This window comes from Aureimonas ureilytica (genome assembly GCF_001475935.1).
GTDB lineage: Bacteria > Pseudomonadota > Alphaproteobacteria > Rhizobiales > Rhizobiaceae > Aureimonas > Aureimonas ureilytica_A.
Map to the genome: position 1 here is coordinate 80,640 of NZ_LDQA01000025.1, position 25,296 is coordinate 105,935.

The following is a 25,296-nucleotide window of genomic DNA, read 5'->3' on the forward strand; positions in this document are numbered from 1 at the left end:
AAGAGGGATTCGTTTCCCAAGGCTCGTCCGAAAATATGCGGCTCGGTGAAGCCGATGAGTTTCAACGGCTTGAGCTGTCGTCGTCATGCTGAAAAAAGTGTGAAACGCTGTCATCGAGGGATCGGAGCAACGTTCTACAGGTCCTGAAGCTGCCGCTCCAAGAGAGCGGCACCGGCAAGCGCCCGCGCATCCTGCCCGAACCGGGCGATGATCGTGACGCCGAGAGGAAGGCCTTCCCGTGATCTGCCAGCCGGCACGTTGACGCAAGGCACGCCAGCGACGGTCCAAAGCCGGTTGAAGGCGGGATCGCCCATCCCGTCCTGCCGCAGGGGAGCGGGGCCGGGAGCGGAGGGGGCGAGGATGATGTCGCAGGCCTCGAACAGGCGCGTGACCTCTCGCCGTCCCGCGCGAGCTGCGCGGCGGGCGCTGTCATAGTCCGCTGGGGCGATCGCCGCGCCGGCCGTAAGAACGCTGAGGAGTCCCGCGTTGAGCTGTTCGGCATGGTACCGCCGTTCATGAAGCAGGGAGACCGCGCCTTCGAAAAGCTGGATGCGCTCCTGCGCGTCTCTCGCGGCGGCCAGAGCGTCGGTTTCGTCAATGTCCAGGATATCGCATCCCGCGCGCTCCAGCCTGCGCGCGGCGTGGGCCATGGCATCGATCATGCCCGGATGCAGAAGATGGTCGATCCGCGAGCGGTAGAGGCCGACGCGAAAGGGCGGCGTGTCGTCCGCAATCCGCATCGGGCGGCCCGACAGGATGTCGCCCAGCAGCGCGGCGCTCGGCACATCGGCGGCGAAGAGTCCGGCCGTGTCCAGCGACCAGGCGAACGGTTTCATGCCAACGGTCGGCAGAAGGCGAAAGCTCGGCTTGAAGCCCACCGTGCCGCAGAAGGCGGCCGGACGAATGATCGAGCCCGCCGTTTGCGAGCCTATAGCCGCCGGCAGGAGACCGGCCCCCACGGCGGCGGCCGAGCCGGCCGACGATGCGCCGGGGGTGTGCGCGGCACCATGCGGGTTCAGCGTCGGCACATCGCTGGCATGGGCGAATTCGGTCGTCACCGTCTTGCCGATGATGGCTGCCCCCAGCGCACGGGCCTGCGCGACGAGCGCTGCGTCCGCGCGCGGTCGGTGGCGGGCATAGAGTGGGGAGCCGTAGTCGGTCTCCAGATCGAACGTGTCGAACAGGTCCTTCACGCCGAGCGCCACGCCCGCCAGCGGTCCATCGCGCATCGAGGCGGAAAGGGACGCGCGGTCTGCGACTCGGGCAAAACTTCGAAGCTCCGGGTCGAGGGCCGTGATGCGCTCGAGAGCCCGATCGGTCTCGCGCATCGGGCTGGACCGGCCGGACGCAACCCGTTCGATGAGAGCGGTCAGGGACTGGGGAGCAAAGCCGGCCATGCGTTCGTCCTGTATCGACTGTGCGCTCTTGTGGCAGATGGTTCACAAGCCTGCCATGCGTTTCGGTGCAGATAGCAAGATGGCTTTTGCTGGATTCGCCGCGCCCTATCTGTCGCAGCGGTTCGGCCTGAAAGGAGTGCCTTGTTGCAGAAGTTCGAAACGGCCCGCGATGCGGCCCTCTCGCTCCGCCCGGACGTTCCGGTCTACTGCTTCCGTCCCGATGTGCTGCGCGCCGACGCGCGCGCCTTCATGGACGCGTTTCCGGGCGAGACCGCCTATGCAGTGAAGACCAATGGCGAGCCCATGGTTTTGGAAACGTTGGCACAGGCTGGGGTGAAGGTGTTCGACGTCGCCTCGCCCGGCGAGTTCGCCGCGGTGCGCGCCGTCGCGCCGAATGCCGAGATGCTGTACATGCATCCGATCAAGGCCCAGTCCGACATTCGACTCGCGCTCGAAACCTACGGTATCAGAACGCTTTCGCTTGATCACGAGGACGAGGTCGCCAAGATCTTGCGCATCGTGCGGGCTATGGATCTCGATCCCGCAACGCTCACTATTTTCGTGCGGCTCCAGACCAAGGGCCATGCGATGTACGAACTTTCGAAGAAGTTCGGCGCAGCGCCCGCCCATGCGGTTGAGCTTCTTCAGCGCTGCCATCGCATCGGCTTCAAGGTCGGCCTCTGCTTCCATGTGGGCTCGCAGATCGAAGACCCGGACACTTACGAGCGCGCGCTCGCCTCCGCCGACTGGGTGCGCAATCGCGCAGACGTGCCGCTGGCCGGGCTCGATGTCGGCGGCGGCTTCCCGGCGGAATACGGCCATGATCCGCGCCGCAAGAAGCCGGACATTCCGGGCATGGACGAAATCATGTCGCGCCTTCGCGCGGATATTTCCGAATGGGGCTTTGCCGACATGCCGCTCGTCGCCGAGCCCGGCCGCGTCGTGGTCGCCCGCGCCTTTTCGCTGATCGTGCGCGTGCTTCTGCGCAAGGGGCGACGTCTTTATATCAATGACGGGATCTGGGCGTCGTTGTCGGATTCCTGGACCGGCAAGATCACGCTGCCGGCCCGCTTCATTCCCGACCCCGCGCGGGTCGCGCGCAAGGGCGATCCGAAGGTGATCAGCGCGTTTCGCGTCTGCGGGGCGACCTGCGATTCCGTCGACATTCTATCCCGGCCCTTCTGGCTGCCGGAAACGGTCGATACGGGCGACTGGATCGAGATCGGCCATATCGGGGCCTATTCCCTCTCGCTGCGCACGCGCTTCAACGGGTTCTATCCCGACACGTTCGTGGAAGTGGCCCGGCCCTTCGAGGAGGGCGGGGCCGTCGAGGGCTTTGCGAGCCTCGAAACCATGGCGGACTGAACGTCCGTCAATGGCGCTGCGGCGTGACGTCCTTCATGATGTCGCGCCGCGCGAGGTCGAAATGATCCAGAATGATCTGGATGTTTCGCTTGTGCGCCTTGAAGTAGACGTCGAACATGTCGCCGGCGAGCGGCACCGCACCGACCGCCGCGTCCAGTCCAAGATTGGCCACCATGCGCGCGAGCTTGCGCTTGGGCAGGCCGAGGCGGCGCGCCTCGTTGACGATGAAGAGGCCGATCAGCGCGCCGCCCGCGTCGCCGATGCCCGGCACCAGGCCGATCAGCGCATCCGCGCCGAACCGGATATTGGTGCCGGGAACTCTGAGTGCCGTGTCCATCAAGCGCGCGAGGCCGTTCAGCCGCGCCAGGCGACGGGTCAGGTCCAGCTCTCCCGCTGCGGTTTCGAAGCCAGACGCATAAGCGGTGGCGATCATCGTCTTTGTTCTCCAAGGGCGCGCGAAGGGCGCCAATCAAACAAGAGATGGTAGGTCGCCGCCCGGGTTGCGAGGGGTTCGATTTGTAAGCCATTCCCGATCCGTAAGGGCCGCCTATCTCACTCGTCACGAAAACGCGAAGGGCGAACGGGGAGAGCGACCATGGAATGGCGAGGCCGACGCGAAAGCAGCAATATCGAGGACCAGCGTGGCAGCGGCGGTGGCTTTGGCGGTGGGGGCGGCGGAATGCGCATTCCGATCCGTGCCGGGGGCGGTGGCATCGGTCTGCTGATCATACTTGGTATCCTCTGGATTGGCTTCGGCATCAATCCGATGTCGGTGATCGGCATGGACGACGGAACATCCTCCAGCCAGACGCAGACCGCGCAGCGCGGACCTGGCGTCGATGGCACGGCCGACGAGACCGACAACTTCATCGCCGTGGTGCTCGGCGATACCGAGGATGTCTGGAACCGCCGCTTTCAGGACATGGGCCGTCAGTACCGCGACCCGACATTGGTGTTGTTCACCGATCGCGTCTCGTCTGCCTGCGGCAATGCCAGTTCCGCGTCCGGCCCCTTCTACTGCCCGAACGACCAGAAGCTTTATCTCGACACGAGCTTCTTCCGTCAGCTCGATCGCGATCTCGGCGCGTCCGGCGACTTTGCGCAGGCCTATGTGATCGCGCACGAGGTCGGCCATCACGTCCAGAACATGACCGGTATCCTTCAGCGCACGACCGAGATGCGCCAGCGCATGTCGGAGGCCGAAAGCAACGCCGTCTCCGTCCGCGTCGAGCTTCAGGCCGATTGCTATGCCGGCATCTGGGCACATGACACGCAGCAGGCCGGCTATCTCGAAAAGGGCGATCTCGAGGAAGCACTGAACGCCGCCAGCCGGATCGGCGACGACACGTTGCAGCGCCGCTCACAGGGCACGGTCGTTCCCGATAGCTTCACCCACGGCACCTCGGCCCAGCGCGTCGAATGGTTCCGCCGGGGCGCGACCTCGGGCGACATGAACCAGTGCGACACGTTCAACGGGCGGATTTGACCGCTCGAAACGGCTATCGGCTTGCAATCGGAAGATCGGCATGGTGAGACGCGGCCAAACGCGATCCAGCCACGAAGCGAACCATGCCCGATCTTCTTCTTGAACTCCGCTCCGAGGAAATCCCCGCACGCATGCAGCGCAAGGCGGCGGGCGATCTTCGCAAGGCGGTGACGGATGCTCTGGTGGAAGCGGGCCTCACCTACGAGGGCGCGCGCGAATACTGGACGCCACGCCGCCTGACGCTCGACATTCGCGGCCTCGACGCGCGCTCCAAGGACGTGCACGAAGAGCGCAAGGGGCCGCGCACCGACGCCAACGAGAAGGCGATCGAGGGCTTCCTGCGCTCCGCCGGCCTCACATCGATCGATCAGGCTCACAAGCATTCGGATGGCAAGAAGGGCGAATTCTTCGCCGCCCATATCGTAAAGCCCGGCCGCGCGGCAGAAGAGATCATCGCCGAGATCATGCCGGCGATCATCCGCGAATTCCCCTGGCCGAAATCCATGCGCTGGGGCGCGGCCTCGCGCGAGCCGGGCTCGCTGCGCTGGGTCCGCCCGCTCCAGTCGATCCTCTGCGTCTTCGGGCCCGAGGTCGGCGAGACCGTCGTGGTGGATTTCGAAGTGTCCGGCATCCGTTCGGGCGACCGTACGGTCGGCCATCGCTTCCATGCGCCCGCTGAGATCAAGGTTCGCCGCTTCGAGGACTACGCCCAGAATCTCGAGCGCGCCAAGGTCGTGCTCGACGCCGAGCGCCGGAAGGACATCATCCGCACCGACGCGCAGAACCTCGCCTTCGCGCAGGGGCTGGAACTGGTCGAGGACGAGGGTCTTCTCGAAGAGGTGTCCGGCCTCGTGGAATGGCCGGTCGTGCTGATGGGCGAGTTCGAGGAGGCCTTTCTCGCCATCCCGCCCGAAATGATCCAGCTGACGATCCGCACCAACCAGAAATGCTTCGTCACGCGGCGTCGGGGCCAAGCGGGTCTGGCGAACCGTTTCCTGCTCGTTTCCAACATTGAGGCGGTGGACGGCGGCACCGAGATCGCGCGCGGCAATGGCAAGGTCGTGCGCGCGCGCCTGTCGGACGCGCTCTATTTCTGGCACACGGACCAGGGCGCGCTTCCCGATCTGGCTTCGCTCGAAGCGTCCGCCGGCCGTTTCGGGCTGAACTTGGCCAAGCCGCTGGATCAGCGCATGGCCAAGCTCGACGCGCTCGGCGTGACCTTCCATGCCAAGCTCGGCACGCAGGGGCAGCGTGTTGCGCGGATCGCGGACCTTGCGGCCGTCATCGCACCGCTGGTCGGCGCGGATGCAACGCTCGCGCGCCGCGCGGCGGTTCTGGCCAAGGCGGATCTCACGACCGAAGCGGTCGGCGAGTTCCCCGAGCTTCAGGGCCTGATGGGCCGCAAATATGCGCGGCTTCAGAACGAGCATACGTCGGTTCAGGCCGCCGTCGAGGATCATTACAAGCCGCAGGGGCCTGGGGATCGCGTTCCCAAGGACGCCATCGCCATCGCCGTCGCGCTGGCCGACAAGCTTGATACGCTGGTCGGATTCTGGGCCATCGACGAAAAGCCGACCGGCTCGAAGGACCCTTATGCGCTGCGCCGTGCCGCGCTCGGCGTGATCCGCATCATTCTGGAAAACGAACTGCGGCCCCGTCTGGGGACGCTGATCACGTCCGGCGATCTTCTGTCCTTCTTCCATGACCGGTTGAAGGTCCAGCTTCGCGATTCCGGCGCGCGGCATGATCTGGTGGACGCCGTGCTCGCGGGCGGAACCGACGGCGCGGTGAAGGACGATCTCCTCGACATCTCGCGCCGCGTCGCCGAGCTCGGCCGCCTTCTGGAAACCGAAGATGGCCGCAACCTTCTGGCGGCCTATCGCCGGGCCGCCAATATCTTGGCCGCCGAAGAGAAGAAGGGAACGCGCGTCGCCGAAGCGGTCGATCCCGCGCTTCTGACGGAGGACGAGGAGCGGGCGCTGGTGGGCGCTGTGGACCGCGCGGAAGGTGAACTCGACACTGCGCTCTCGACCGAGAATTACGCGCAGGCGGCCGCTGCCTTGGCGCGTCTGCGCGGCCCCGCCGACGCCTTCTTCGAGAAGGTTCTCGTGAATGCAGAAGATGAAGCCGTGCGGGCTAACCGCTTGGCTTTGCTCGCTCGCATTCGCGCGGCGACGCAGCGCGTCGCGGACTTCTCCAAGATCGCGGGCTGATCTTGGCGGTCTGGAGCGATAGCCGCCGGATCGGCGAGATCCAGTGGCTTCGGGCGATCGCCGCCATCATGGTGGTGATTGCCCATATCAAGATCGCGATAGACCTACGCTTCTACGGGCTGAGCTTCGCCGAGTTTCCGCTCAGCCCGTTTCCCTTCGTGGCTGGCGTCGACATCTTCTTCGTCATCTCCGGCTTCGTCATGGCCCATTCCTCGCGCGGCCTGCATGGCAAGGTGGGCGCCTGGAAGAGCTTTCTCCTGCGCCGCTTGGCGCGCGTCGTGCCGCTCTACTGGCTGATGACGGCGCTGGTGATCGTGCTCCTGGACGTCATGCACGTGCCCGTTTGGGCCGATACGACGCTTACCCAGATCGTCGCGTCGTTCTTGTTCTTCCCCGCCGCCAATCCTGACGGGGTTCCGCTGCCCGTCCTCGATATCGGCTGGAGCCTCAATTACGAGATGCTCTTCTACGCCGTTTTCGCGCTTTTCGTGGGTCTCAGGCAGCGCTGGGCCTTGGGCGGCGTGTTTCTGGTTCTGGCGCTGGGCGTGGCGGCCGGGCGTTGGTTTCCGCCCGCCAGCCTCGCGCTGCGCTTCTGGAGCGACCCGATCGTTCTGGAGTTTCTGCTCGGCATCATTGTCTATCTCCTCGTGTCGCGAGGATTTCGAATGCCGGACCCGGCTCGCTGGCTGGTGGGTCTTTGTGGCCTCGGCCTGTTCCTCGCCTATCCGCAAATCGACTTCACCTGGCGCTTCCTCCAATGGGGATGCCCGGCCGCGTTGATGGTTCTGGCCGCCGTGTCGGGCCGCCGCGAAACGCGCTCGAGTATCGCCGAATGGGCGGGGAACGTGTCCTATGCGGTTTATCTCTCGCATTTCTTTGTGATCCGCGCGCTTCTCTTCGCGCTGGAGCGTGGCGGCATTCGCCATTCCGGCGCGTGGCTCGTCGGGTTTCCGCTGGGCGTTGTCCTTGGAACGCTCGCCGCCTCCACTGTCCTTCATTACGCGTTCGAGCGTCCGGTGCTGCGCTGGATCAGGCGCCATGCCGACCGCGACCTTCTGACCGGCGTCGGCGCTCCGACCGGGCCTTGATCGCTGAATTTTCCTGTGGCGTCAGGCTGGGGCAAGGCGGGAATCGTTTTCTAAAGACTGGCGAGCGAACTGTTCGTCGAAGAGACGACCGCCGGATCGCAGCGATGATCGCTTCGACGGCGTCAAGGATCCTTTGCGGTTGCCTGTTCGGAACCGCGGTCGATCCCTGACGAGGAAGCGATTGGGTCTTGAGCCGAACGCTTTTTCAGGTGGTCGCTAAGTCATGAGAAAGCCTAGTTTTCTCATTTTATGACGAACGCTCATGATGAGTGATCTCCATCGCCTTCGGCCCGCCCGATTGGTTGTGGAAAACGGTTCCGGTTGGCGAAGGGGACGCGCCCCTTCAGGACTTGAGGGACAAGCGACGCATTCTCGGCGTCGTTTCGCGCACATTGTATCGCCCAATGCCGGCCTGCGGGCCTGCTGGGTGACGACGAGGGGACGAACCCGAATGCCTGACCTGAGCGCCGCTCACGCGGCTGCCCTGCGCTTGGTGACTGCAATTGCTTTCGGCGCGATTTTTTTGGGTGCGATGCCTGCCAGCGCCGACTGGAACAAACCATGGAAAGATAGCGAGCGCGCGCTCGTGATCGATGCCTACGAGTTCAATCCCATCAACTGGAAGCAGATGACCAGCGACAAGCGCATCGCGGGTTTCATCAGCAAGGCCTCCGATGGTCTGCCGCCGGAATGGTCCTGCGCCAAGCTGTCGGGCGATCTGCTCAATCTCTGCAAGAACCGCTGGTGGAAATATTCCGTCACGCAGGAACTCTACATGACCCGCCGCGAGATGGCGAAGACGCTGGGTCTGAAGTGGGGAGCCTATCATCTCGGGCGTCCCGGCAATCCGCGCGAGCAGGCCGATCATTTCGTGGATTTCGCCCAGCCCGAGCCCGATGATTTGATCGCGCTCGACATTGAGGACAACACGTCGGACTGGATGTCGCTGGCCGACGCCGAAATCTTCGCGCAGCAGATCAAGATCAGGCTAGGCCGCTATCCCGTGCTTTATACGAACGGCAACACCGCCGATTACGTCGCCCGCAACAAGGCGCAATATCCGCTTCTGTCGCGACTGCCCCTCTGGTACGCGCGCTATCGCGACGACATCACGGGCGTGTTCCCGAACGGGAACTGGGACAATTACGCGCTCTGGCAGTTTTCTTCGATGCACAATTGCGGCTCGCGGTCCTGTCCGTATCGCGTGGCGGGCGCCAAGAATGACATCGACGTCAACGTTTCGCCGCTCACCGTCGCCGAACTCCAGAAGGCTTGGCCCTTCGACGGATTGGTTGGACAGGACCCTGCGCCGAGCGAGGACCCGGGTGCTTTGATCGCCTCAGTCTCGCAGGGCACGAAGCAGGCTGTAGCCACCGACGATGAGACGGAACTGGCGGCCAAGACCGACAACGCCGCCGTGCCGGGCACCTTTGCCGCCGCCTTCGGTCCGAGTGGGCGGGCGACGATCGATCCGCTGGCGCTACTGACCGAGACCGCGCGTCAGGAACATGCGGGTAAATCGGCTTCTCCGGTGCTTTCGGCTTTGACCGACAGTCGCAAAGTCAATCCACCCATCCCGGGCGATCGGCCAGCTGCAACCGAGATCGTTTCGACTCAGCCGGGCAATATCGCCGATGCGGTGACGCAGCTGCGCGAGGAAATGCAGGCCGTCCGGGACATTCTTCAGGATACGGCGGAGCCGTCTCCCGCGCCGGAGCGGCGGTCGGACTTGCCTGATCATTTGAAGTCCCATCTGGCGACCCTTCTGGAGAAGGCCGCCGTGACGGTGAAACGGGTTCCCATGATCGGGCCGCAGCGGCCCGACAAACGCGCGGAGCTTAAGGACGGCCGCGACAGCTGGACGTCGCTGGCGTCTCTGACGCTCGCCGATCGCCGCGTCGTCAAGGCCTTCGATACGACGCGCTGACGAGTTTTCGCGCTTCGCGCCTGCAGTCCTTGTTTGTCACTCCCGCAACCGCCTTGCATCCGGCAGAGGCGGTTTTAATTTTTCTCACAGATGGGTTCAAAGGGGGCGGGCGGGCCTGCGATGGCGCCGCTTGCACCGCCCTGTTACCATTCCCGGCGAGTTTCCTTGGCACGGGACGCGCGACGTCATAGGTGTTGGGCCATGCGACAGACCAGACGGATCGATCTGAGGGACGACGGCGCGGGAGCGGCCGTTCTGATGTGCCTCCGCGAAGGCGGCCTTGCGGCGGTGCCGACCGAAACGGTCTATGGTCTGGCGGCGGACGCTGCCAATGGTGTGGCGGTTGCCTCGATCTTCGAGGCGAAGGGCCGGCCCCGCTTCAATCCCTTGATCTGCCATGTGTTCGATCTGGCCATGGCCGAGACCTATGCCGAGTTCGATCCGATCTCGCGACGGCTCGCTGCGCGGTTCTGGCCGGGGCCTCTGACTCTCGTTCTTCCGGTGCGTCCCGAGTCCGGTTTGCATCCTCTGGTGATGGGTGGGCTCGACACGGTGGCTCTTCGCGCGCCGCAAGGCCCGCTGCGCATGGTCATCGATTCGCTCGGTCGCCCGATCGCAGCTCCCAGCGCCAACCGATCCGGCCGCGTCAGCCCGACCAGCGCCGAGCATGTCCTGAAGACGCTCGACGGCCGAATCGATCTCGTCGCCGATGGCGGCGCCTGCGAACAAGGGCTCGAATCCACGATCATCCGCGTGATGGACGATCACATCCTGCTCCTGCGGCCGGGAACGCTGACGGCCGCGCGCATCGAGGAGGAGGCGGGTCTGCCTGTTCGCCGACGTGAGGAAGGCGACGCCATTTCCGCGCCGGGTCAGCTCCTGTCGCATTACGCGCCAAGTGGACGCGTGCGGTTGGGCGCAAGCGCGCCGGAGCCGGGCGAATATTGGATCGGCTTCGGCCCCGATAGCCCGGACGATCTGACGCGGGCAGGGGGCGTCTTCAACCTGAGCGAGACGGGCGACTTGAAGGAGGCTGCGAGCCGTCTGTTCGCCGCGCTTTCCGCCTTCGACGCACCCGATATCGAGGCCATCGCTGTCGCCCCGATCCCTGACGACGGGCTGGGCGAGGCGATCAACGACCGACTCCGCAGGGCCGCCGCCGAGCGCTGACCTATCGACGTTAACCTTGATCGAGGCTAGCGTCTGATCATGGACACGATCGATTCTTCGCCCCTTTCCGACACGCTTCTCAGCGAGTTCGCCGCCCTGCTTCCGGCCGGGCGCGCCCTGACAGAGGCCAGCGACATCGCGCCCTTCGTGCATGAAGAACGCGACAAGTTCAAAGGCCGGACGCGGCTGGTCCTTCGCCCGTCCACGGTGGAGGAAGTCTCAGCCATCCTGCGCCTGGCCTCACAGACGCGCACGCCCGTCGTGCCGCAGGGTGGCAATACCGGATTGGTCGGCGGGCAAGTGCCGCGTTCCGACGCCGAGATCGTTCTGTCGCTGTCTCGGATGGACCGTATCAGAGAGATCGATCCGTTGGGCCGGACGATGACGGTGGATGCCGGGGTCGTCCTGAAGCGGGCGCAGGAAGCAGCCGATGATGCGGGCTTCCTTTTCCCATTGTCCCTCGGGTCCGAAGGCTCGTGCCAGATCGGCGGCAATCTGGCGTCGAATGCGGGGGGAACCGCTGTTTTGGCCTATGGGAACACGCGCGATCTCTGCCTCGGCGTCGAGGCCGTGCTCCCTTCGGGCGACATCTTCCACGGGCTGCGGCGTCTCAAGAAGGACAATCGCGGCTACGATCTGCGCCATCTCCTGATCGGGTCGGAAGGCACGCTCGGGATCATCACCGGCGCGGTGCTTAAGCTCTTTCCCAAGCCCGCCGGCCGCGAGGTCGCCTATGTCGGTCTCGCCAGCCCGCAACAGGCGCTGAACCTTCTGGCAAGGGCCGAGTCGCTGGCTGGAGGGCGTCTCACGGCCTTCGAGCTCATGCCGCGAATCGGATTGGAATTCACCGTCCGGCATACGCAGGGCGCGCGCGATCCCATGGCTGAGCCCCATGCCTGGTATGTACTAATCGAGATTTCCTCGCCGCAATCGGGGGAGGACGCGCGCGCGGTGCTGGAGTCCATCCTGGAGGTCGCCTTCGAATCGGGCGAGATCGAAGACGCCGCCATTGCACAGTCCCTCGCCGAGGCTGCGTCCTTCTGGCGCATGCGCGAAGAAATGAGCTGGGCGCAGAAGCCGGAGGGCGGGTCGATCAAGCACGACGTGTCCGTGCCCGTCGCTCTGGTGCCCGAATTTCTGGATCGTGCAAACGCGCTGGTGCTGGAGGCCATACCGGGCGCGCGCATCGTGTCGTTCGGCCATCTGGGCGACGGCAATATCCACTACAACATCTCTCAGCCCGTAGGCGCCGATAAGGAAGTCTTCCTGGCTCGCTGGACCGAGATCAACACGTTGGTGCACGGCGTCGTGGCCGAACTCGGCGGCAGTTTCTCGGCTGAGCACGGCATCGGCCAGCTCAAGCGCGAGGAACTCGCGCGCACCAAGGACGCGGTCGAACTGGGGCTGATGCGCGGTATCAAAGGGCTTTTCGATCCTTTCGGGATTATGAACCCGGGCAAGCTCCTTTAAAGTTTTATTTGAAGTTACGGTTTGAAAACCTTGGCGAAGGTCAGGAACACTTAACCGCATTTGTTAGGTGAGGCGAAACAAGCGTCGGATAGTCTCCAAGCATCGAAAGCCGGGATACATCGGCTAATCAGGAAGTATCTCTCAATAGGGAGCTTCCGGCAGAGAGACGGAAGGCGCGATCATGAGCCTGGTTACCAATCCGACGTCGTTGAAGCCCGAGTGGGCCCGTATGCCGATCCGCGTGGATCCCGCGCATGCCGACCGCAAGCAAGTTTTCGAAGTGCAGGACGGGGAGGAGACCGTCACCTACCGCGTGGATCATCGGGGCGCAGTGGTCCATCGCCGGCTGGAGATGTCGGGTATTCCGGTCGCCATCGCTCTGGCGCCGCGCTCCTTCAAGGGTATCGCCGCCCGCGCGATGGAAGACAGCAATGGCGAAGTGACCGTTACCCTCGAGATGCACCATGAGAATCCGAAGCTGTCGGTTCCGCTTCTGGTGGCCTGCGATCTGTTCGACGTGGCCGCCGACTGGCGCAGCTGGTCGGAGCTGTTCGATCTGCCCATGCTGATGGTCGAGTCGGATGGCCGTGTGACGGCTCTCGAGGAAACCTTCGGCAAGCTGCGCACGAGCGAACCCGCCTCGCGTCGCCGCTCCAGCCATCGCGGACGCCGCCCGCGCTTCTTGGCACGTCGCAAGCCCGGCGGCCTCGGGATGCGCATGATGTTGGAAGGCGAAGAGATCATCGCCCGCAACTAAAGGCGTCAGACGGGTTTGGGGAAGGACAGGACCCAGAGGCTGGAAAAGACCAGCCCGAGGAAGATGATCCACCCGAACAGTCCGTTTGATTTGAACAAGCGCAGGCACTGATCGACATCGTCGATATCGAGGCGCTGTATCTGCCAAGCCATGTGGACCGCGCCCATCGCCAGTGCGGCATAGGCTGGCCAAGCCGGCCCGGACGCGTCTGTTCCCGTCGCGATGAAGGCGAGCGTAAAGCAGAGGATCGTTCCGCCGTAGAGAAGGGTGAGGGCTCGTTTGGTGTGGTGCCCGAACAGCCGCGCGGTGGAGCGTACGCCGACCAGCGCATCGTCCTCGCGGTCTTGGTGCGCGTAGATCGTGTCGTAGCCGATCGTCCAGAAGACCGAGCCCACATAAAGGAGAATCGGCGCCAGCCCGAGCGTGCCCCAGAAGGCGGCCCAGCCCATCAGCGCGCCCCATGAAAAGCACAGCCCGAGGCCGAGCTGCGGCCAGTCCGTGACCCGCTTCAGGAACGGGTAGGTCGCGACGATCAGAAGCGAGGCGATGCCTAAGCCGATCGCGAACGTGTTGAACTGGATCAGCACCAGCAAACCGATCAAGGCCTGCGCGACCAAGAAAAGCTTGGCTTGGCGGCTCGTGACGCGCCCCGAAGGGAGCGGGCGGGAGCGAGTCCGCGCGACTTTCATGTCGATGTCGCGATCCACCAGATCATTATAGGTGCAGCCCGCGCCGCGCATGGCGATCGCCCCGATCAGGAACAGCGCGAGATGGCGCAGGTCCGGCAGGCCCGTATGAACGGCCGAAGGCGCGGCCCATTGCGGTGCCAGCGCCGCCGACCAGAGGCAGGGCCACAGTAGCAATTGCCAGCCGATCGGTCGGTCCCAGCGCGCCAGCTGCGCATAGGGCCAGAGCGCGCGGGGAAGGACGCGGTAGACGAAATTGTCGGACGGTGCGTCCGAAACGCGGTCTGCCGAACCGTTGGGTGATGCGTCGGGTCTTTGCATAGAGCGGAGAAGCCCCGCAGCGCGCCCGTCGTCAAGCCCTTTGGGCCTGCGTCTCAGGCTTGACCCTGCCTATCCCGGCCCCGTAATCGAGCCCTCGAGAACGCGGCCTCGGCCGCCGGCACGATAGGGCCCTGCGGAGGCGAGAATGACCATGGATGTTCTTCTGATCGGTTCGGGTGGTCGCGAGCACGCGTTGGCCTGGAAACTGGCCCGCTCGCCGGATCTCGGCAAGCTCTTCGCCGCGCCCGGCAATCCGGGGATCGCCGCTGTCGCCGAATGCGTCGCGCTCGACCCCGCCGATCATGATGCCGTGATCGCTTTCTGCCGCGAGAAAGGCATCGGCTTCGTGGTCGTCGGCCCCGAAGTGCCTCTCGTCGCCGGCCTTGCCGATGCCCTGACTGATGCCTCGATCCCGGTCTTCGGCCCGAGCGCGGCCGCCGCGCGTCTGGAAGGGTCGAAGGGCTTCACCAAGGATCTCTGCACACTCCAGAACATCCCGACCGCGCGCTATCAGCGTTTCACCGAGTCGGATGCCGCGAAGGATTATATCCAGCGCGAGGGCGCTCCGATCGTCGTGAAGGCGGACGGACTCGCGGCCGGCAAGGGCGTGACGGTGGCGGCGACGATCGAAGAGGCTTTGGCGGCGATCGACGATTGCTTCGCCAGCGCTCTGGCCGGCGCGGGGATCGAGGTCGTGGTCGAGGAGTGCATGGAAGGGCCGGAAGCTTCGCTCTTCTGCCTCTGCGATGGTGAGCGGGCGATTCTGTTTGGAACCGCCGAAGACCACAAGCGCGCTTATGACGGCGACAAGGGACCGAACACCGGCGGCATGGGCGCTTATTCGCCCTCCTATCTCATGACGCCCGAAATGACCGAACGCGCCATGGCCGAGATCGTGCGCCCGACGCTGGCGGGAATGCGCGCGCATGGCGCGCCCTTCCGGGGCGTTCTCTATGCCGGGCTGATGCTGACGAAGGACGGTCCGAAGCTCATCGAATACAATGTGCGCTTCGGCGACCCGGAGTGTCAGGTCTTGATGATGCGCTTGGAAAGCGACCTCCTGCCGGTTCTCTTCGCGGCGGCGACGGGCTCGCTCGACGGTGTGTCGCTCGACTGGTCGAACGAGCCGGCCGTGACGGTGGTTCTAGCCTCCAAGGGCTATCCCGGCGCTTACGAGAAGAACACACCGATCCGTTCGCTCCCCGATGTCGGCGAAGGGGAAATGATCTTCCATGCGGGAACCAGCCTGATCCATGGCGAGTTGGTCGCCAATGGCGGCCGCGTCCTCAACGTGACGGCGCGCGCGGCGAATGTGGCTCAGGCCGTCGAAAAGGCCTACGCTCTGGTGGATCGTGTCGAGTGGAGCGAAGGCTTCTGCCGCCGCGACATCGCGCACCGTGCGCGCCACTGACAAAGGCTTGATTGCCCATCTCGCGATGGACGCTTGGTGATCGTCTGTTTGACGATTACGTAAGATGCAGCCATGGTGAGGCGGAGTGCTTCAGGCGAGGGAGGAAGCTTATGTCGTTCCGCAAGGACCGTTTGACCCGGCCGATTTTCCGTTGGGCCAAGACGGCCCTGCCGGCCATTTCCGAGACCGAGGAAAAGGCGATCGGCGCTGGCACCGTCTGGTGGGACGGCGAGCTTTTCAGCGGCGCGCCGGAATGGGACAAGCTCCTGGCCATGGCGCCCGCGCGTCTGTCGGACGAAGAGCAGGCCTTCATGGACGGGCCGGTGGTGGAGCTCTGCTCCATGCTGGACGATTGGCAGATTACCTGGAAGGATCGTGATCTTTCGCCGGAGGTCTGGGATTTTCTCAAATCCCGCAAGTTCTTCGGCATGGTCATCCCCAAGCAATATGGCGGCTTGGGCTTCTCCAACACGGCGCATTCGGAAGTGGTGCGCAAAGTGTCCTCCGCCAGCGTGGCGGCGGGCGTCACGGTCATGGTTCCCAATTCGCTCGGACCCGGCGAGTTGATGCTCCATTTCGGCACGCAGGCGCAGCGCGACCACTGGCTGCCGCGTCTGGCCGACGGACGCGAGATTCCGTGCTTCGGCCTGACCTCGGCGGATGCGGGTTCGGACGCGGCCGCGATGAAGGATCACGGCATCGTCACCTATGGCGAGCATGAGGGCCAGCGGGTGCTCGGCATCAAGCTGAACTTCGACAAGCGCTATATCACGCTGGCCCCGATCGCGACCGTGATGGGCCTTGCCTTCAAACTCTTCGATCCCGAGAATCATCTGGGCCGTGGCGAGAACCTCGGCATCACGGTCGCGCTGCTGCCGACCTCGACGCCCGGCGTGCGCCATGGCGACCGGCACATTCCCCAGTTCACCTTCTTCCAGAACGGACCGATTTCCGGCCGTGACGTCTTCGTTCCGCTCGACTGGGTTCTGGGCGGACCGGAGCGGATCGGCGAGGGCTGGACCATGCTGATGACGGCGCTCGCCGCCGGTCGCAGCATTTCGCTTCCCTCGCAGGCGGCCGCCGCCGCCGCGATGACCGCGCGTCTGACCGGCGCCTATGCCCGCGTTCGCTCGCAGTTCAACCTGCCGATCGGCCTGTTCGAGGGCATTCAGGAGCCCTTGGCGGAACTCGCCGCCAATGCCTACCAGATCGACGCGGCGCGCCGGCTGACGGTCGCGGCGCTCGACGAAGGACATCGCCCCTCCGTCATTTCGGCGATCATGAAATACAATGCCACCGAACTGATGCGCCGCTCGGTCGAGAAGGCGATGGATGTCCATGGCGGCAAGGGCATTATCGACGGCCCTTCCAACATGCTGGGTGGACAGCACAAGTCCGTTCCGATCGGCATCACGGTGGAAGGCGCGAACATTCTCACGCGCAATCTGATGATCTTCGGGCAGGGCGCCATTCGCGCCCATCCTTTCATGCTGTCGGAGATGCGCGCGCTTTCCAATCCCGATCGGGAAAAAGGGCTGGAGGAGTTCGACCGAGCCTTCTGGGGCCATGTGGGGCACTCACTGGCCAATGCCGCGCGCACGGCGCTGTTCGGCTGGACCGGGGGGCTCGCCGCGCCCGCGCCGCGCGGCTCGGCCTTCCTCAGCCATTGGCGGCAGCTATCGCGCTACAGCGCGGCCTTCTCGATGCTGGCCGACTTCGCTCTGTTGACGCTCGGCGGCGCGCTCAAGCGGCGCGAGATGATCTCGGCGCGGCTCGGCGATATCCTGTCGGAGCTTTATCTGCTCGGCGCGACGCTCAAACGCTTCGAAACGGATGGCCGCCCGGAAGCCGATCGTCCGATCGTCGAATATCTCATGCAGCGCGGCTACAACCGCATGGGGCTCGCCTTTAGCGGCGTCTTCGTCAACCTGCCGAGCCGCTGGGCGGCGGTGGCGGCGAGGCTCCTGTCCTTCCCGCTGGGCGTGCCACTACGCCCGCCGGCCGACGAGCTGGTGCGTGAAGTCGCCGACATTCTCATGCGGCCGTCGTCGCAGCGCGATCGGATTTGCCCCGATCTGTATCTGGGCGAAGGGCAGCCCGATCATCCCGTTTCCGTCCTGGAGCGGGCGTTCCGACTGGTGATCGAGGCCGCACCGATCGACAAGCGCCTGCGCGAGGCCAAGATCCGCGACGGAGCGGCCGCGCGCGAAGCCGGGCTCTTGTCGGACGAGGAATGGGCGCTGTTCCAGGAGCGGGACGAGGCCGTCGCGCGCGTCGTCGCGGTGGATGCTTTTACGATGGAAGACGTTTCGCCCATCGCGAGCCAGCACCGCAAGCCGCCCGAGGCGCAAGCCGACAAGTTGCGCGCGGAGGCCGCCGAATGACGCGAGCGGTTTATCTCGTCGATGGCGCGCGCACGCCGTTCATCAAGGCGCGCGGCAAGCCGGGACCTTTCACGCCGGTCGATCTGGCTGTCCAATGCGGACGGCCTCTCCTGATGCGGCAGCGGTTCGACCCGGCTCTGATCGATCTCGTGGTGCTCGGCTGCGTCAATGTCGTCGCGGAGGAAATGAACCCGGCGCGGGTCGCGGCGCTGCGTCTCGGTCTTCCCGAAGCGGTGCCGGCCTATACGGTTCAGATCAATTGCGGCTCGGGCATGTTGTCGATCGACGAGGCGTTCCGCGCGATCGAATCGGGGCGCTCGCAGATCGCGCTGGCCGGTGGCGCGGAAGCCCTCAGCCATTCGCCGCTCGTGCTCCGGCGCGGCGCAGTGGATTGGTTCGCACGTTTGAACGCCGCGCGTTCGACGGGTGCGAAGCTTCAGGTGCTGGGCGGCCTCCGTCCGGATTTCCTGAAGCCCGTCATCGGGCTGGAGCGTGGGCTGACCGATCCGATCACGTCTCTCAATATGGGCCAGACGGCCGAAAACGTCGGTCATCTCTTCGGTGTGACCCGGCGCGAGGCGGATGAATACGCCGCTGAAAGCCACCGTCGCTTGGCGCGGGCGCAGAGCGAGGGGTTGCTGAAGGACGAACTCGTTCCGGCTTTTGCGAAGGATGGCCGCGTCTACGACCATGACGATGGTGTGCGTGTGGATTCCACCGCCAAAGCGCTGGGAAATCTCAAGCCGGTCTTCGAGCGGCCCTATGGCAAGGTCACGGCCGGCAACAGCTCGCAGATCACGGACGGCGCGAGCTGGACGCTTCTCGCCTCGGAAGAGGCGGTTCGCGAGCATGGGTTGACACCTCTCGCGCGCATCGTGGACGCGCACTGGTCCGGGCTCGATCCCTCGATCATGGGGCTTGGTCCGGCCGTCTCCATGGCGGCGCTTCTCAAGAAGCGGGGCCTGACCTTGGGCGAGATCGATCTCTTCGAGATCAACGAAGCCTTTGCGGCGCAGGTTCTGGGCTGTCTTCGCGCCTTCGAGGACGGCGAGGTCAGCCGGACGGCGCTGGGCTTCGATGGGCCTTTCGGCGCGATCGCGCGCGACAAGCTCAATATCGACGGCGGGGCCATCGCGCTTGGGCATCCCGTCGGCACGAGCGGCAATCGAATCACGCTGCATCTGGCGCGCGCCATGCGCCGGCGCGGCGCAAAGCTTGGGCTGGCCTCGCAATGCGTGGGCGGCGGCCTGGGCGGCGCCATGCTGCTCGAAGCGGCCTGACCGGCCAAGACCCGCACCTGACCGGAGGGAGCCGATCATGGATCTGATGCTGACCGCACTGAAAGACCGCGAACTGGAACTCTCAGTCGCGCGGAACGCCGAGCCTGATGGCAATTGGCGCATGGCACGCGACGATGAGAATATCGTCTGGCTGGTGCTCGACAAGCCGGGCAAGTCCGTCAACACGATTGACCGGAGCGTTCTCGAAGAACTCGACGTCCATCTGGCGGCGCTGGAGGCGGATCGCCCGCGCGGGCTGGTTCTGCGCTCTGCCAAGCCAGCGGGCTTTGCGGCGGGGGCCGACATCAACGGTTTCGTCGGCGCGTCTCAAGCCGATGTTCGCACCATGCTGGAGGAGGGGCACCGTGTCCTCGACCGGCTGGCGGCCTTGCCTTGCGTGAGCGTCGCAGTTCTGCATGGTCATTGTCTCGGCGGCGGGCTCGAACTCGCGCTGGCCTGCCGAATGCGCATTGCCGTTCCGGACACGTCGCTCGGCTTTCCCGAGATCATGCTAGGCCTGCATCCCGGGCTCGGCGGGACGTTCCGCTCGATCCAACTGGCCGATCCGCTGGCAGCCATGAGCCTCATGCTGACGGGAAAGTCCATTCCGGCGCGCAAGGCTAAGTCGATCGGCCTCGTGGATGCCGTCGTGGAAGAGCGCCATATCGCGAACGCGGCCCATGCCGCAATCTTCGGCGATCTCGTGCGCCCTGATACGCGGTTTCGCTCCAAGGCCTTCGCGCTCAAGCCAGCGCGCAGTTTCGCCGCCCGGCAGATGCGTGCCAAGGCGCGGGAGAAGGCGAGCCCCGAGACCTATCCCGCGCCGTTCCAGCTGATCGACCTCTGGGAGCGCCATGGCGGTCAGCCGGAACGGATGCGCGACGCCGAGCTTGAAAGCTTTGCAGCCCTTGTCGAGAGCCCGACGGCGCGGAGCCTCGTGCGCGTGTTTTTCCTGCGCGAGGCCATGCGCGTGCTTCGCTCGGGCAAGAGCGACATCCAGCGTGTTCATGTAATCGGCGCCGGTGCCATGGGCGGCGATATCGCCGCTTGGGCCGCGAAGGAAGGCTTCCTCGTCTCCCTTCAGGACATAGCGCTGGAGCCCATCGGCCGCGCCATGAAGGCGGCGTCGAAAATGCTGGAAGCTGTGCTCAAGGACCCGTTGAAGGTTCGCGATGCGCTGGATCGTCTGATGCCGGATCCTGACGGGGCCGGGCTCGCTTCCGCCGATCTCGTGATCGAGGCGGCGCCTGAGAAGCTGGATCTGAAGCGGCGCATTCTGCAGGACGCCGAAAACAGGATGAAACCGGGCGCGATTCTCGCCAGCAACACCTCCGCCCTGCCGCTGCCCGATCTCGCCTCGGCTTTGGTCGATTCCTCGCGCTTTGTCGGTATTCACTTCTTCAATCCGGTGTCGCGGATGCAATTGGTGGAAATCGTCCGCCATGATGCCGCGTCGGACGAGACTTTGCGGCGCGCGATCAATTTCGTTGTCGAGCTGTCGCGTCTCCCCGCGCCGGTTCAGCCGACCGCCGGCTTCCTCGTGAACCGCGCGCTGACGCCCTATATGGCCGAGGCGCTCAAGCTCGTGGACGAGGGTGTTCCGAAGGAACGGATCGACGCGGCCGCTGAAGCCTTCGGGATGCCGATGGGACCGGTGGAACTCGCCGATCAGGTCGGCCTCGACATCGCCGTCGAAGTCGCCGAGACGCTGCGCGAGCGCATCGCCATGCCGCTGCCCGAAACTCCGACTTGGATCAAGGACATGGTTCAGGACGGTCGTCTCGGCCGCAAGAGCGGGCGCGGGCTTTATGAGTATGACGAGACCGGCAGACCGAAGAAGATCGCGCTCGAAGCGCTACCGGACGGATCGAAGACCGATGCCGATCTCACCGACCGCCTGATCCTGCCGATGCTGAACACGCTGGTCGCGTGCCTGCGGGAGGGCGTGGTGGATAGCGAGGAGATCGCTGATGGTGCCATGGTGTTCGGAACGGGTTTCGCGCCCTTCCGAGGCGGTCCGCTGCGCTATGCTCGCCAGCGTGGCGTCAACGAAATCGTCGCCCGGCTTCGTGACCTTGAGGCGCGGCATGGCGAGCGCTTCCGGCCCGACATAGGCTGGGAGGACTTGCGCTAGCAATCCAGGCGCCGCCCCAGCCTATCGAGCCGGGGCGGTGCCGGATCTTTATCAGCCCTGAATACAGACGTAATCCTGATGACCCAGGCCGTCGCAGCCCAACACCATACGATCGCCCGGCGCGAGAAAGCGGGGCGGGTCGTGCGACAGGCCGACGCCGGCGGACGTTCCCGTCATGATGACGTCGCCAGGCTCCAGACGCAGAAAGCGCGAGATATAGGAGATCAGGTAGGGCACCTTGAAGATCATCCGGTTGGTCTCGCCCTCCTGCATCCGTTCGCCGTTCACGTCCAACCAGAGATGGAGGTCGTGATATTCGGGCAATTCGTCGGGCGTGACGAGCCACGGGCCGATCGGCGCGAACGTATCGTGCGACTTGCCCTTGAACCATTGGCCGCCGCGCTGGAGCTGGAAGTTGCGCTCGGTCAGGTCGTTGGAAAGGGTGAAACCGGCCACATGCTGCATCGCCGCTTCGACGCTGACATATTTCGCCGTGCGGCCGATCACGACGGCCAGTTCCACGCCCCAGTCGGTGCGGGTGGAAAGGCGCGGAATCTCGATGGGGTCGTTCGGGCCGCTGACGGCTGTCGCCGCCTTCATGAAGAGCGTCGGCTCGGGATTGACCTTGAAGCCCGCGAGCCGGGCGCTTTCGTGATAATTCGGCCCGACGCCGATGATCTTGCGAACTTCGCTCACGGGCGGGCCGAGCCGGACATCGGCCGGCGCTTCCGGCAACGCGGTCAAATCCGTTGCGGCCAGCTTTTCCAGATGCGCGGGGTCGATGAAACTGTCCCGCCAATCCTCCACGAGCGTGGAGAGATCACGGATGCGACCCTCGCCATCCAAAGCCCCTGGCTTCTCGACACCTCTCGCGCCGAACCGGACCAGCCGCATTCGCTCCACTCCTACGCTGCCACGCAGCGGGAAATGGAACAGACATTTGGTTCTTCCAACCTTTTGTTTTGACGTTTACGTTCGAGTTGAAAAAGGAGCTGGATAGCCAGCGTCCTGACTGCCGCGCTCGGGAGGAGCCTATGACCTATCAGCCGCCGATCGAGGAGATCGAGTTCACGCTTCGCCATGTGGTCGGCTTGGATCGCGACATGGCCGAAGGCAGGGCCGGCGACCTGTCGGACGACCTGCTGACGGCCATCCTTGCGGAAGCAGGGCGATTTGCGAGCGATGAAATCGCGCCGCTCGCCGCAGGGGGAGACAAGGAGGGCGCGCGATTCTCGGACGGCCGAGTCACCATGCCGAAGGGCTGGACTGCCCTCTACAAGGCTTGGCGGGAGGCCGGTTGGAACGGCTTGGCCGCGCCCGCCGAGCATGGCGGGCAGAACCTGCCCGTTTCACTCTCCGTCGCCATCGCGGAATTGTGGAACGGCGCGTCCATGGCCTTCGGCATCGGCCCGACGCTGACGATGGGCGCGGTCGAGGCGCTGGAAGCGCATGGCTCGGACCATCTGAAAACCCTGTATCTGCCCAAACTCGTGTCCGGCGAATGGATGGGCACGATGAACCTCACCGAGCCGCAGGCGGGCTCCGACCTTTCCACGCTGCGCACGCGGGCCGAGCGGCAAGGGGACGGCACTTACCGCATCTTCGGCCAGAAGATCTACATCACCTATGGCGAGCACGATCTGACGGACAATATCGTCCATCTGGTGCTGGCGCGCCTGCCGGACGCCCCGGAGGGTGTGAAGGGCATTTCGCTGTTCCTGGTGCCCAAGTTCCTGCCCGACGAAGCCGGAAACCCCGGGCCGAGGAACGACGCCTTCTGCCATGCGATCGAGCACAAGCTCGGCATCCATGCCTCGCCGACCTGCACGATGATCTTCGGCGATGGGCGCGGCGAAAGCGGAGAGGCCGGCGCGGTCGGCTGGCTGGTGGGCGAGGAGAACAAGGGCCTTGCGTGCATGTTCACGATGATGAACTCGGCGCGTCTCATGGTCGGCATCCAAGGCCTCGGCGTGGCGGAAGCCGCCTATGGCAAGGCGCTGGCCTATGCTCGCGAACGGCGGCAGGGACGGGCCAATCTTCTGGCCAAGGACCGGGCCGAGCCGGCCTCGCGCGAGATGGTGCCGATTATCGAGCATCCCGATGTCGCGCGGATGCTTCTGCGCATGAAGGCACTCGTCACCTCTGCTCGCGCCATTGCCTATTGCTGCGGCCACGCGATCGATCGTGAACGGCATGCGCAAACCGAAGAAGAGGCGCGCTTCTGGCGTGAGCGCGCCAATCTGCTGACGCCGCTCGCCAAGTCGTTCCCGACGGATGTCGGCGTGGATGTCGCGTCGCTCGGCGTCCAGATCCATGGCGGCATGGGTTACGTGGAAGAGACGGGCGCTGCGCGCCTGCTCCGTGATGCACGCATCGCGCCGATCTACGAGGGCACCAACGGCATCCAGGCCATTGATTTGGTGACTCGCAAGCTGCCGCAGTCCGGCTCGCAATCGGTTCGCGCCTATCTCGCCGAACTGCGCGAAGTGGCGGAGCGCGCGAGCGAACGCAACGAAGCTGGCTTTGGCGCCCTCGCGGAGCGATTACATGAGGCGCTGGGCGATCTGACGGAGACGACCGACCAGCTTCTCCAGTGGCTGAACGAAGGGCGAATGGGCGATGCCCTGGCTGTCGCGACGCCCTACCAGCGCCTCTTCGCCCTGACGGCGGGCAACGTCTATCTCGCCAAAGCCGCCCTTGCGGATGAGGCCGGCAGCGCTCGGCTCGCTTTGGCCGTCTTCATGGCCGACAGTCTTTTGACCGAGACCAGCGGTTTGAAGCGTGAGATCCTGCAAGGCGGCGAAAACCTTTCGGCAGCGCGGGAGGCGCTCCAGTGAGCCATATCGATCGCGCCGTTGCGGAGGGTGTTCTCACCCTCCGTATGAACCGCCCGGAAAAGAAAAATGCGCTGAACCGCGCCATGTATCAGGTCTTGGCGGAGGGCGTGGAAGCCGCGCAAGCCGACCACGCCGTGCGCTGCGTTCTCCTTCTGGGCAGTGAGGGTTGTTTTTCGTCGGGCAATGATCTCACCGACTTCGCCGATTTCGATGAGGCAGCGGGGCTCTCGGAGGTTCAGCGCTTTCTCCGGGCGCTGGTGCGCCTAGAGAAACCACTGATCGCCGGGGTCGATGGGTTGGCGGTGGGTATAGGAACCACCGTGCTCTTCCACTGCGATCTCGCCTATGCCACGCCGCGTTCGAGCTTCCGCACGCCCTTCCTCGATCTCGGCCTCGTGCCGGAAGCCGGCTCCAGCCTTCTGGCGCCCCGAACCATGGGATATCAGCGCGCCTTTTCCCTACTCGTGATGGGCGATTCGCTTTCGGCGGAAGCCGCAGTCGAGGCGGGACTGATCCTGGCTGTCAGCGATCATGCCGAAGAGGAGGCGAGGCAGGCCGCCGTGAGGCTGGCCGCCAAACCGCCCGAAGCGCTGAGGCTCGCGCGTCGGCTCATGCGCGGCGACACGGCGCCTCTGGCCGAGCGGGTGGACGCCGAATCCGCCACCTTCGCCGAACGGCTCACCTCAGCCGAGGCTCGGGCCGCCTTTGCCGCCTTCTTCGGACGAAGAGTCCGTTGAATCAGCGGCTTGCGCCAAAGATTTCGCGCTCTTGCGAAACTTGAGGATGGTCGTGGCCGTGAACAGAAGAAACACGGCCGCGATCGCCGCGTAGGCCCAGGGGCTGCCATGCAGATAGGTGTCGATCCGGTCACCCAGGATATACGAGCCGAACCCATAGGCGCCGGACCACAGCGCCGCGCCCAGTGCATTGAAGAGCAGAAACTCCCACCAGGGAAAGCGAAGCGTTCCCGACACGAAGCCTGCGAGTTGGCGCAGAATGAGGATGAAGCGCGCGATCAGCACGATCGGCGGGCCGACCTTCTGGAACCGCGCCTCGACCATCTGGAACTTTTGGGGCGTGATGCCGAAACGCGATCCATAGCGGGCGACAAAGCGCCGGCCAAAACGATGGCCGATATAATAGCCGAGATTGTCGCCCATCGTGCCGCCGAACCAGGCGGCCCCGACAACGCCCCAGATATTCAACTCGCCATGCCCGGCCATGATCCCGGCCGCGATCAGGATGCTTTCGCCGGGAAATGGCAGCCCTGTCGATTCCAGAAAGATGGAAATGAAGACAGCCACATAGCCGTAAGTCTGAAGAAGATTGTTGAGCGTTTCCAGCATGGAGCGCTAAGCCTTTTGGAGGCG

General features: G+C 64.8%; 19 protein-coding genes. 14 read left to right on the forward strand and 5 right to left on the reverse strand.

The features are described 5' to 3' along the window. Positions 1–134: 134 nt before the first annotated feature. The gene (locus NS365_RS11870; protein WP_153003741.1) at positions 135–1,397 is read right to left on the reverse strand and encodes an amidase; all 1,263 of its coding nucleotides are present in this window, start codon (positions 1,395–1,397) and stop codon (positions 135–137) included. A gap of 144 nt (positions 1,398–1,541) precedes the next feature. Between NS365_RS11870 and NS365_RS11875 the strand changes: the two genes are divergently transcribed. Continuing rightward, a complete protein-coding gene (locus NS365_RS11875; protein ID WP_058600546.1) occupies positions 1,542–2,762 on the forward strand; it encodes an alanine racemase in 1,221 nt (406 codons plus the stop codon). A 7-nt stretch (positions 2,763–2,769) separates the two neighbouring features. On the opposite strand, the gene NS365_RS11880 is transcribed toward NS365_RS11875, so the two are convergent. Beyond that, positions 2,770–3,195, reverse strand: coding sequence for a DUF4112 domain-containing protein (locus tag NS365_RS11880; protein ID WP_058600500.1), 426 nt, complete (start codon positions 3,193–3,195; stop codon positions 2,770–2,772). Between the two features lie 162 nt (positions 3,196–3,357). Here NS365_RS11880 and ypfJ point away from each other — a divergent pair, with 162 nt between their 5' ends. The 7 genes from ypfJ to NS365_RS11915 all read left to right on the forward strand — a co-directional run bounded on the left by ypfJ (position 3,358) and on the right by NS365_RS11915 (position 12,873). Continuing rightward, complete coding sequence (gene ypfJ, locus NS365_RS11885) at positions 3,358–4,248, forward strand: KPN_02809 family neutral zinc metallopeptidase (protein ID WP_058600501.1); 891 nt, start codon at positions 3,358–3,360, stop codon at positions 4,246–4,248. Between the two features lie 83 nt (positions 4,249–4,331). After that, the gene (gene glyS / locus NS365_RS11890) at positions 4,332–6,461 is read left to right on the forward strand and encodes a glycine--tRNA ligase subunit beta (protein ID WP_058600502.1); all 2,130 of its coding nucleotides are present in this window, start codon (positions 4,332–4,334) and stop codon (positions 6,459–6,461) included. Between the two features lie 2 nt (positions 6,462–6,463). Then, positions 6,464–7,549 carry an acyltransferase family protein gene (locus NS365_RS11895; protein WP_058600503.1) on the forward strand — a complete coding sequence of 362 codons (1,086 nt, stop codon included), beginning with the start codon at positions 6,464–6,466 and terminating at the stop codon, positions 7,547–7,549. A 586-nt stretch (positions 7,550–8,135) separates the two neighbouring features. Continuing rightward, on the forward strand, positions 8,136–9,476 hold the full coding sequence (locus NS365_RS11900; RefSeq protein ID WP_244498434.1) for a glycoside hydrolase family 25 protein: 1,341 nt from the start codon (positions 8,136–8,138) through the stop codon (positions 9,474–9,476). A gap of 201 nt (positions 9,477–9,677) precedes the next feature. Then, the gene (locus NS365_RS11905) at positions 9,678–10,646 is read left to right on the forward strand and encodes an L-threonylcarbamoyladenylate synthase (protein WP_058600505.1); all 969 of its coding nucleotides are present in this window, start codon (positions 9,678–9,680) and stop codon (positions 10,644–10,646) included. 39 nt (positions 10,647–10,685) lie between these two features. Further along, the gene (locus NS365_RS11910) at positions 10,686–12,116 is read left to right on the forward strand and encodes an FAD-binding oxidoreductase (RefSeq protein ID WP_058600506.1); all 1,431 of its coding nucleotides are present in this window, start codon (positions 10,686–10,688) and stop codon (positions 12,114–12,116) included. Positions 12,117–12,297: 181 nt separating this feature from the next. Beyond that, a complete protein-coding gene (locus tag NS365_RS11915) occupies positions 12,298–12,873 on the forward strand; it encodes a DUF6101 family protein (protein ID WP_058600507.1) in 576 nt (191 codons plus the stop codon). A 5-nt stretch (positions 12,874–12,878) separates the two neighbouring features. Here the strand turns inward: NS365_RS11915 and ubiA are convergent, their stop codons facing one another. After that, positions 12,879–13,880 (reverse strand): 4-hydroxybenzoate octaprenyltransferase, encoded by a 1,002-nt coding sequence (gene ubiA / locus NS365_RS11920; RefSeq protein ID WP_058600508.1) that lies wholly within the window; start codon positions 13,878–13,880, stop codon positions 12,879–12,881. Positions 13,881–14,031: 151 nt separating this feature from the next. On the opposite strand from ubiA, the gene purD reads away from it, so the two are divergent. The 4 genes from purD (at position 14,032) to NS365_RS11940 (ending at position 21,089) form a co-directional block, all read left to right on the forward strand. After that, positions 14,032–15,291 carry a phosphoribosylamine--glycine ligase gene (gene purD, locus NS365_RS11925; protein ID WP_058600509.1) on the forward strand — a complete coding sequence of 420 codons (1,260 nt, stop codon included), beginning with the start codon at positions 14,032–14,034 and terminating at the stop codon, positions 15,289–15,291. 110 nt (positions 15,292–15,401) lie between these two features. After that, positions 15,402–17,675 carry an acyl-CoA dehydrogenase gene (locus tag NS365_RS11930; RefSeq protein WP_058600510.1) on the forward strand — a complete coding sequence of 758 codons (2,274 nt, stop codon included), beginning with the start codon at positions 15,402–15,404 and terminating at the stop codon, positions 17,673–17,675. Continuing rightward, positions 17,672–18,955, forward strand: a complete 1,284-nt coding sequence (locus tag NS365_RS11935; protein WP_058600511.1) for an acetyl-CoA C-acetyltransferase — start codon at positions 17,672–17,674, stop codon at positions 18,953–18,955. The genes NS365_RS11930 and NS365_RS11935 overlap by 4 nt, the downstream gene beginning before the upstream one ends. Positions 18,956–18,992: 37 nt before the next feature. Continuing rightward, complete coding sequence (locus tag NS365_RS11940; RefSeq protein WP_058600512.1) at positions 18,993–21,089, forward strand: 3-hydroxyacyl-CoA dehydrogenase NAD-binding domain-containing protein; 2,097 nt, start codon at positions 18,993–18,995, stop codon at positions 21,087–21,089. A 51-nt stretch (positions 21,090–21,140) separates the two neighbouring features. Here the strand turns inward: NS365_RS11940 and NS365_RS11945 are convergent, their stop codons facing one another. Continuing rightward, positions 21,141–21,983 carry a fumarylacetoacetate hydrolase family protein gene (locus NS365_RS11945; RefSeq protein ID WP_058600513.1) on the reverse strand — a complete coding sequence of 281 codons (843 nt, stop codon included), beginning with the start codon at positions 21,981–21,983 and terminating at the stop codon, positions 21,141–21,143. 140 nt (positions 21,984–22,123) lie between these two features. Between NS365_RS11945 and NS365_RS11950 the strand changes: the two genes are divergently transcribed. After that, positions 22,124–23,926 (forward strand): acyl-CoA dehydrogenase, encoded by a 1,803-nt coding sequence (locus tag NS365_RS11950; RefSeq protein WP_058600514.1) that lies wholly within the window; start codon positions 22,124–22,126, stop codon positions 23,924–23,926. Positions 23,927–23,970: 44 nt separating this feature from the next. Then, a complete protein-coding gene (locus NS365_RS11955; RefSeq protein WP_058600547.1) occupies positions 23,971–24,663 on the forward strand; it encodes a crotonase/enoyl-CoA hydratase family protein in 693 nt (230 codons plus the stop codon). Here the strand turns inward: NS365_RS11955 and NS365_RS11960 are convergent. Then, complete coding sequence (locus tag NS365_RS11960) at positions 24,610–25,272, reverse strand: DedA family protein (RefSeq protein ID WP_058600515.1); 663 nt, start codon at positions 25,270–25,272, stop codon at positions 24,610–24,612. The genes NS365_RS11955 and NS365_RS11960 overlap by 54 nt on opposite strands. Positions 25,273–25,296: the final 24 nt, after the last annotated feature.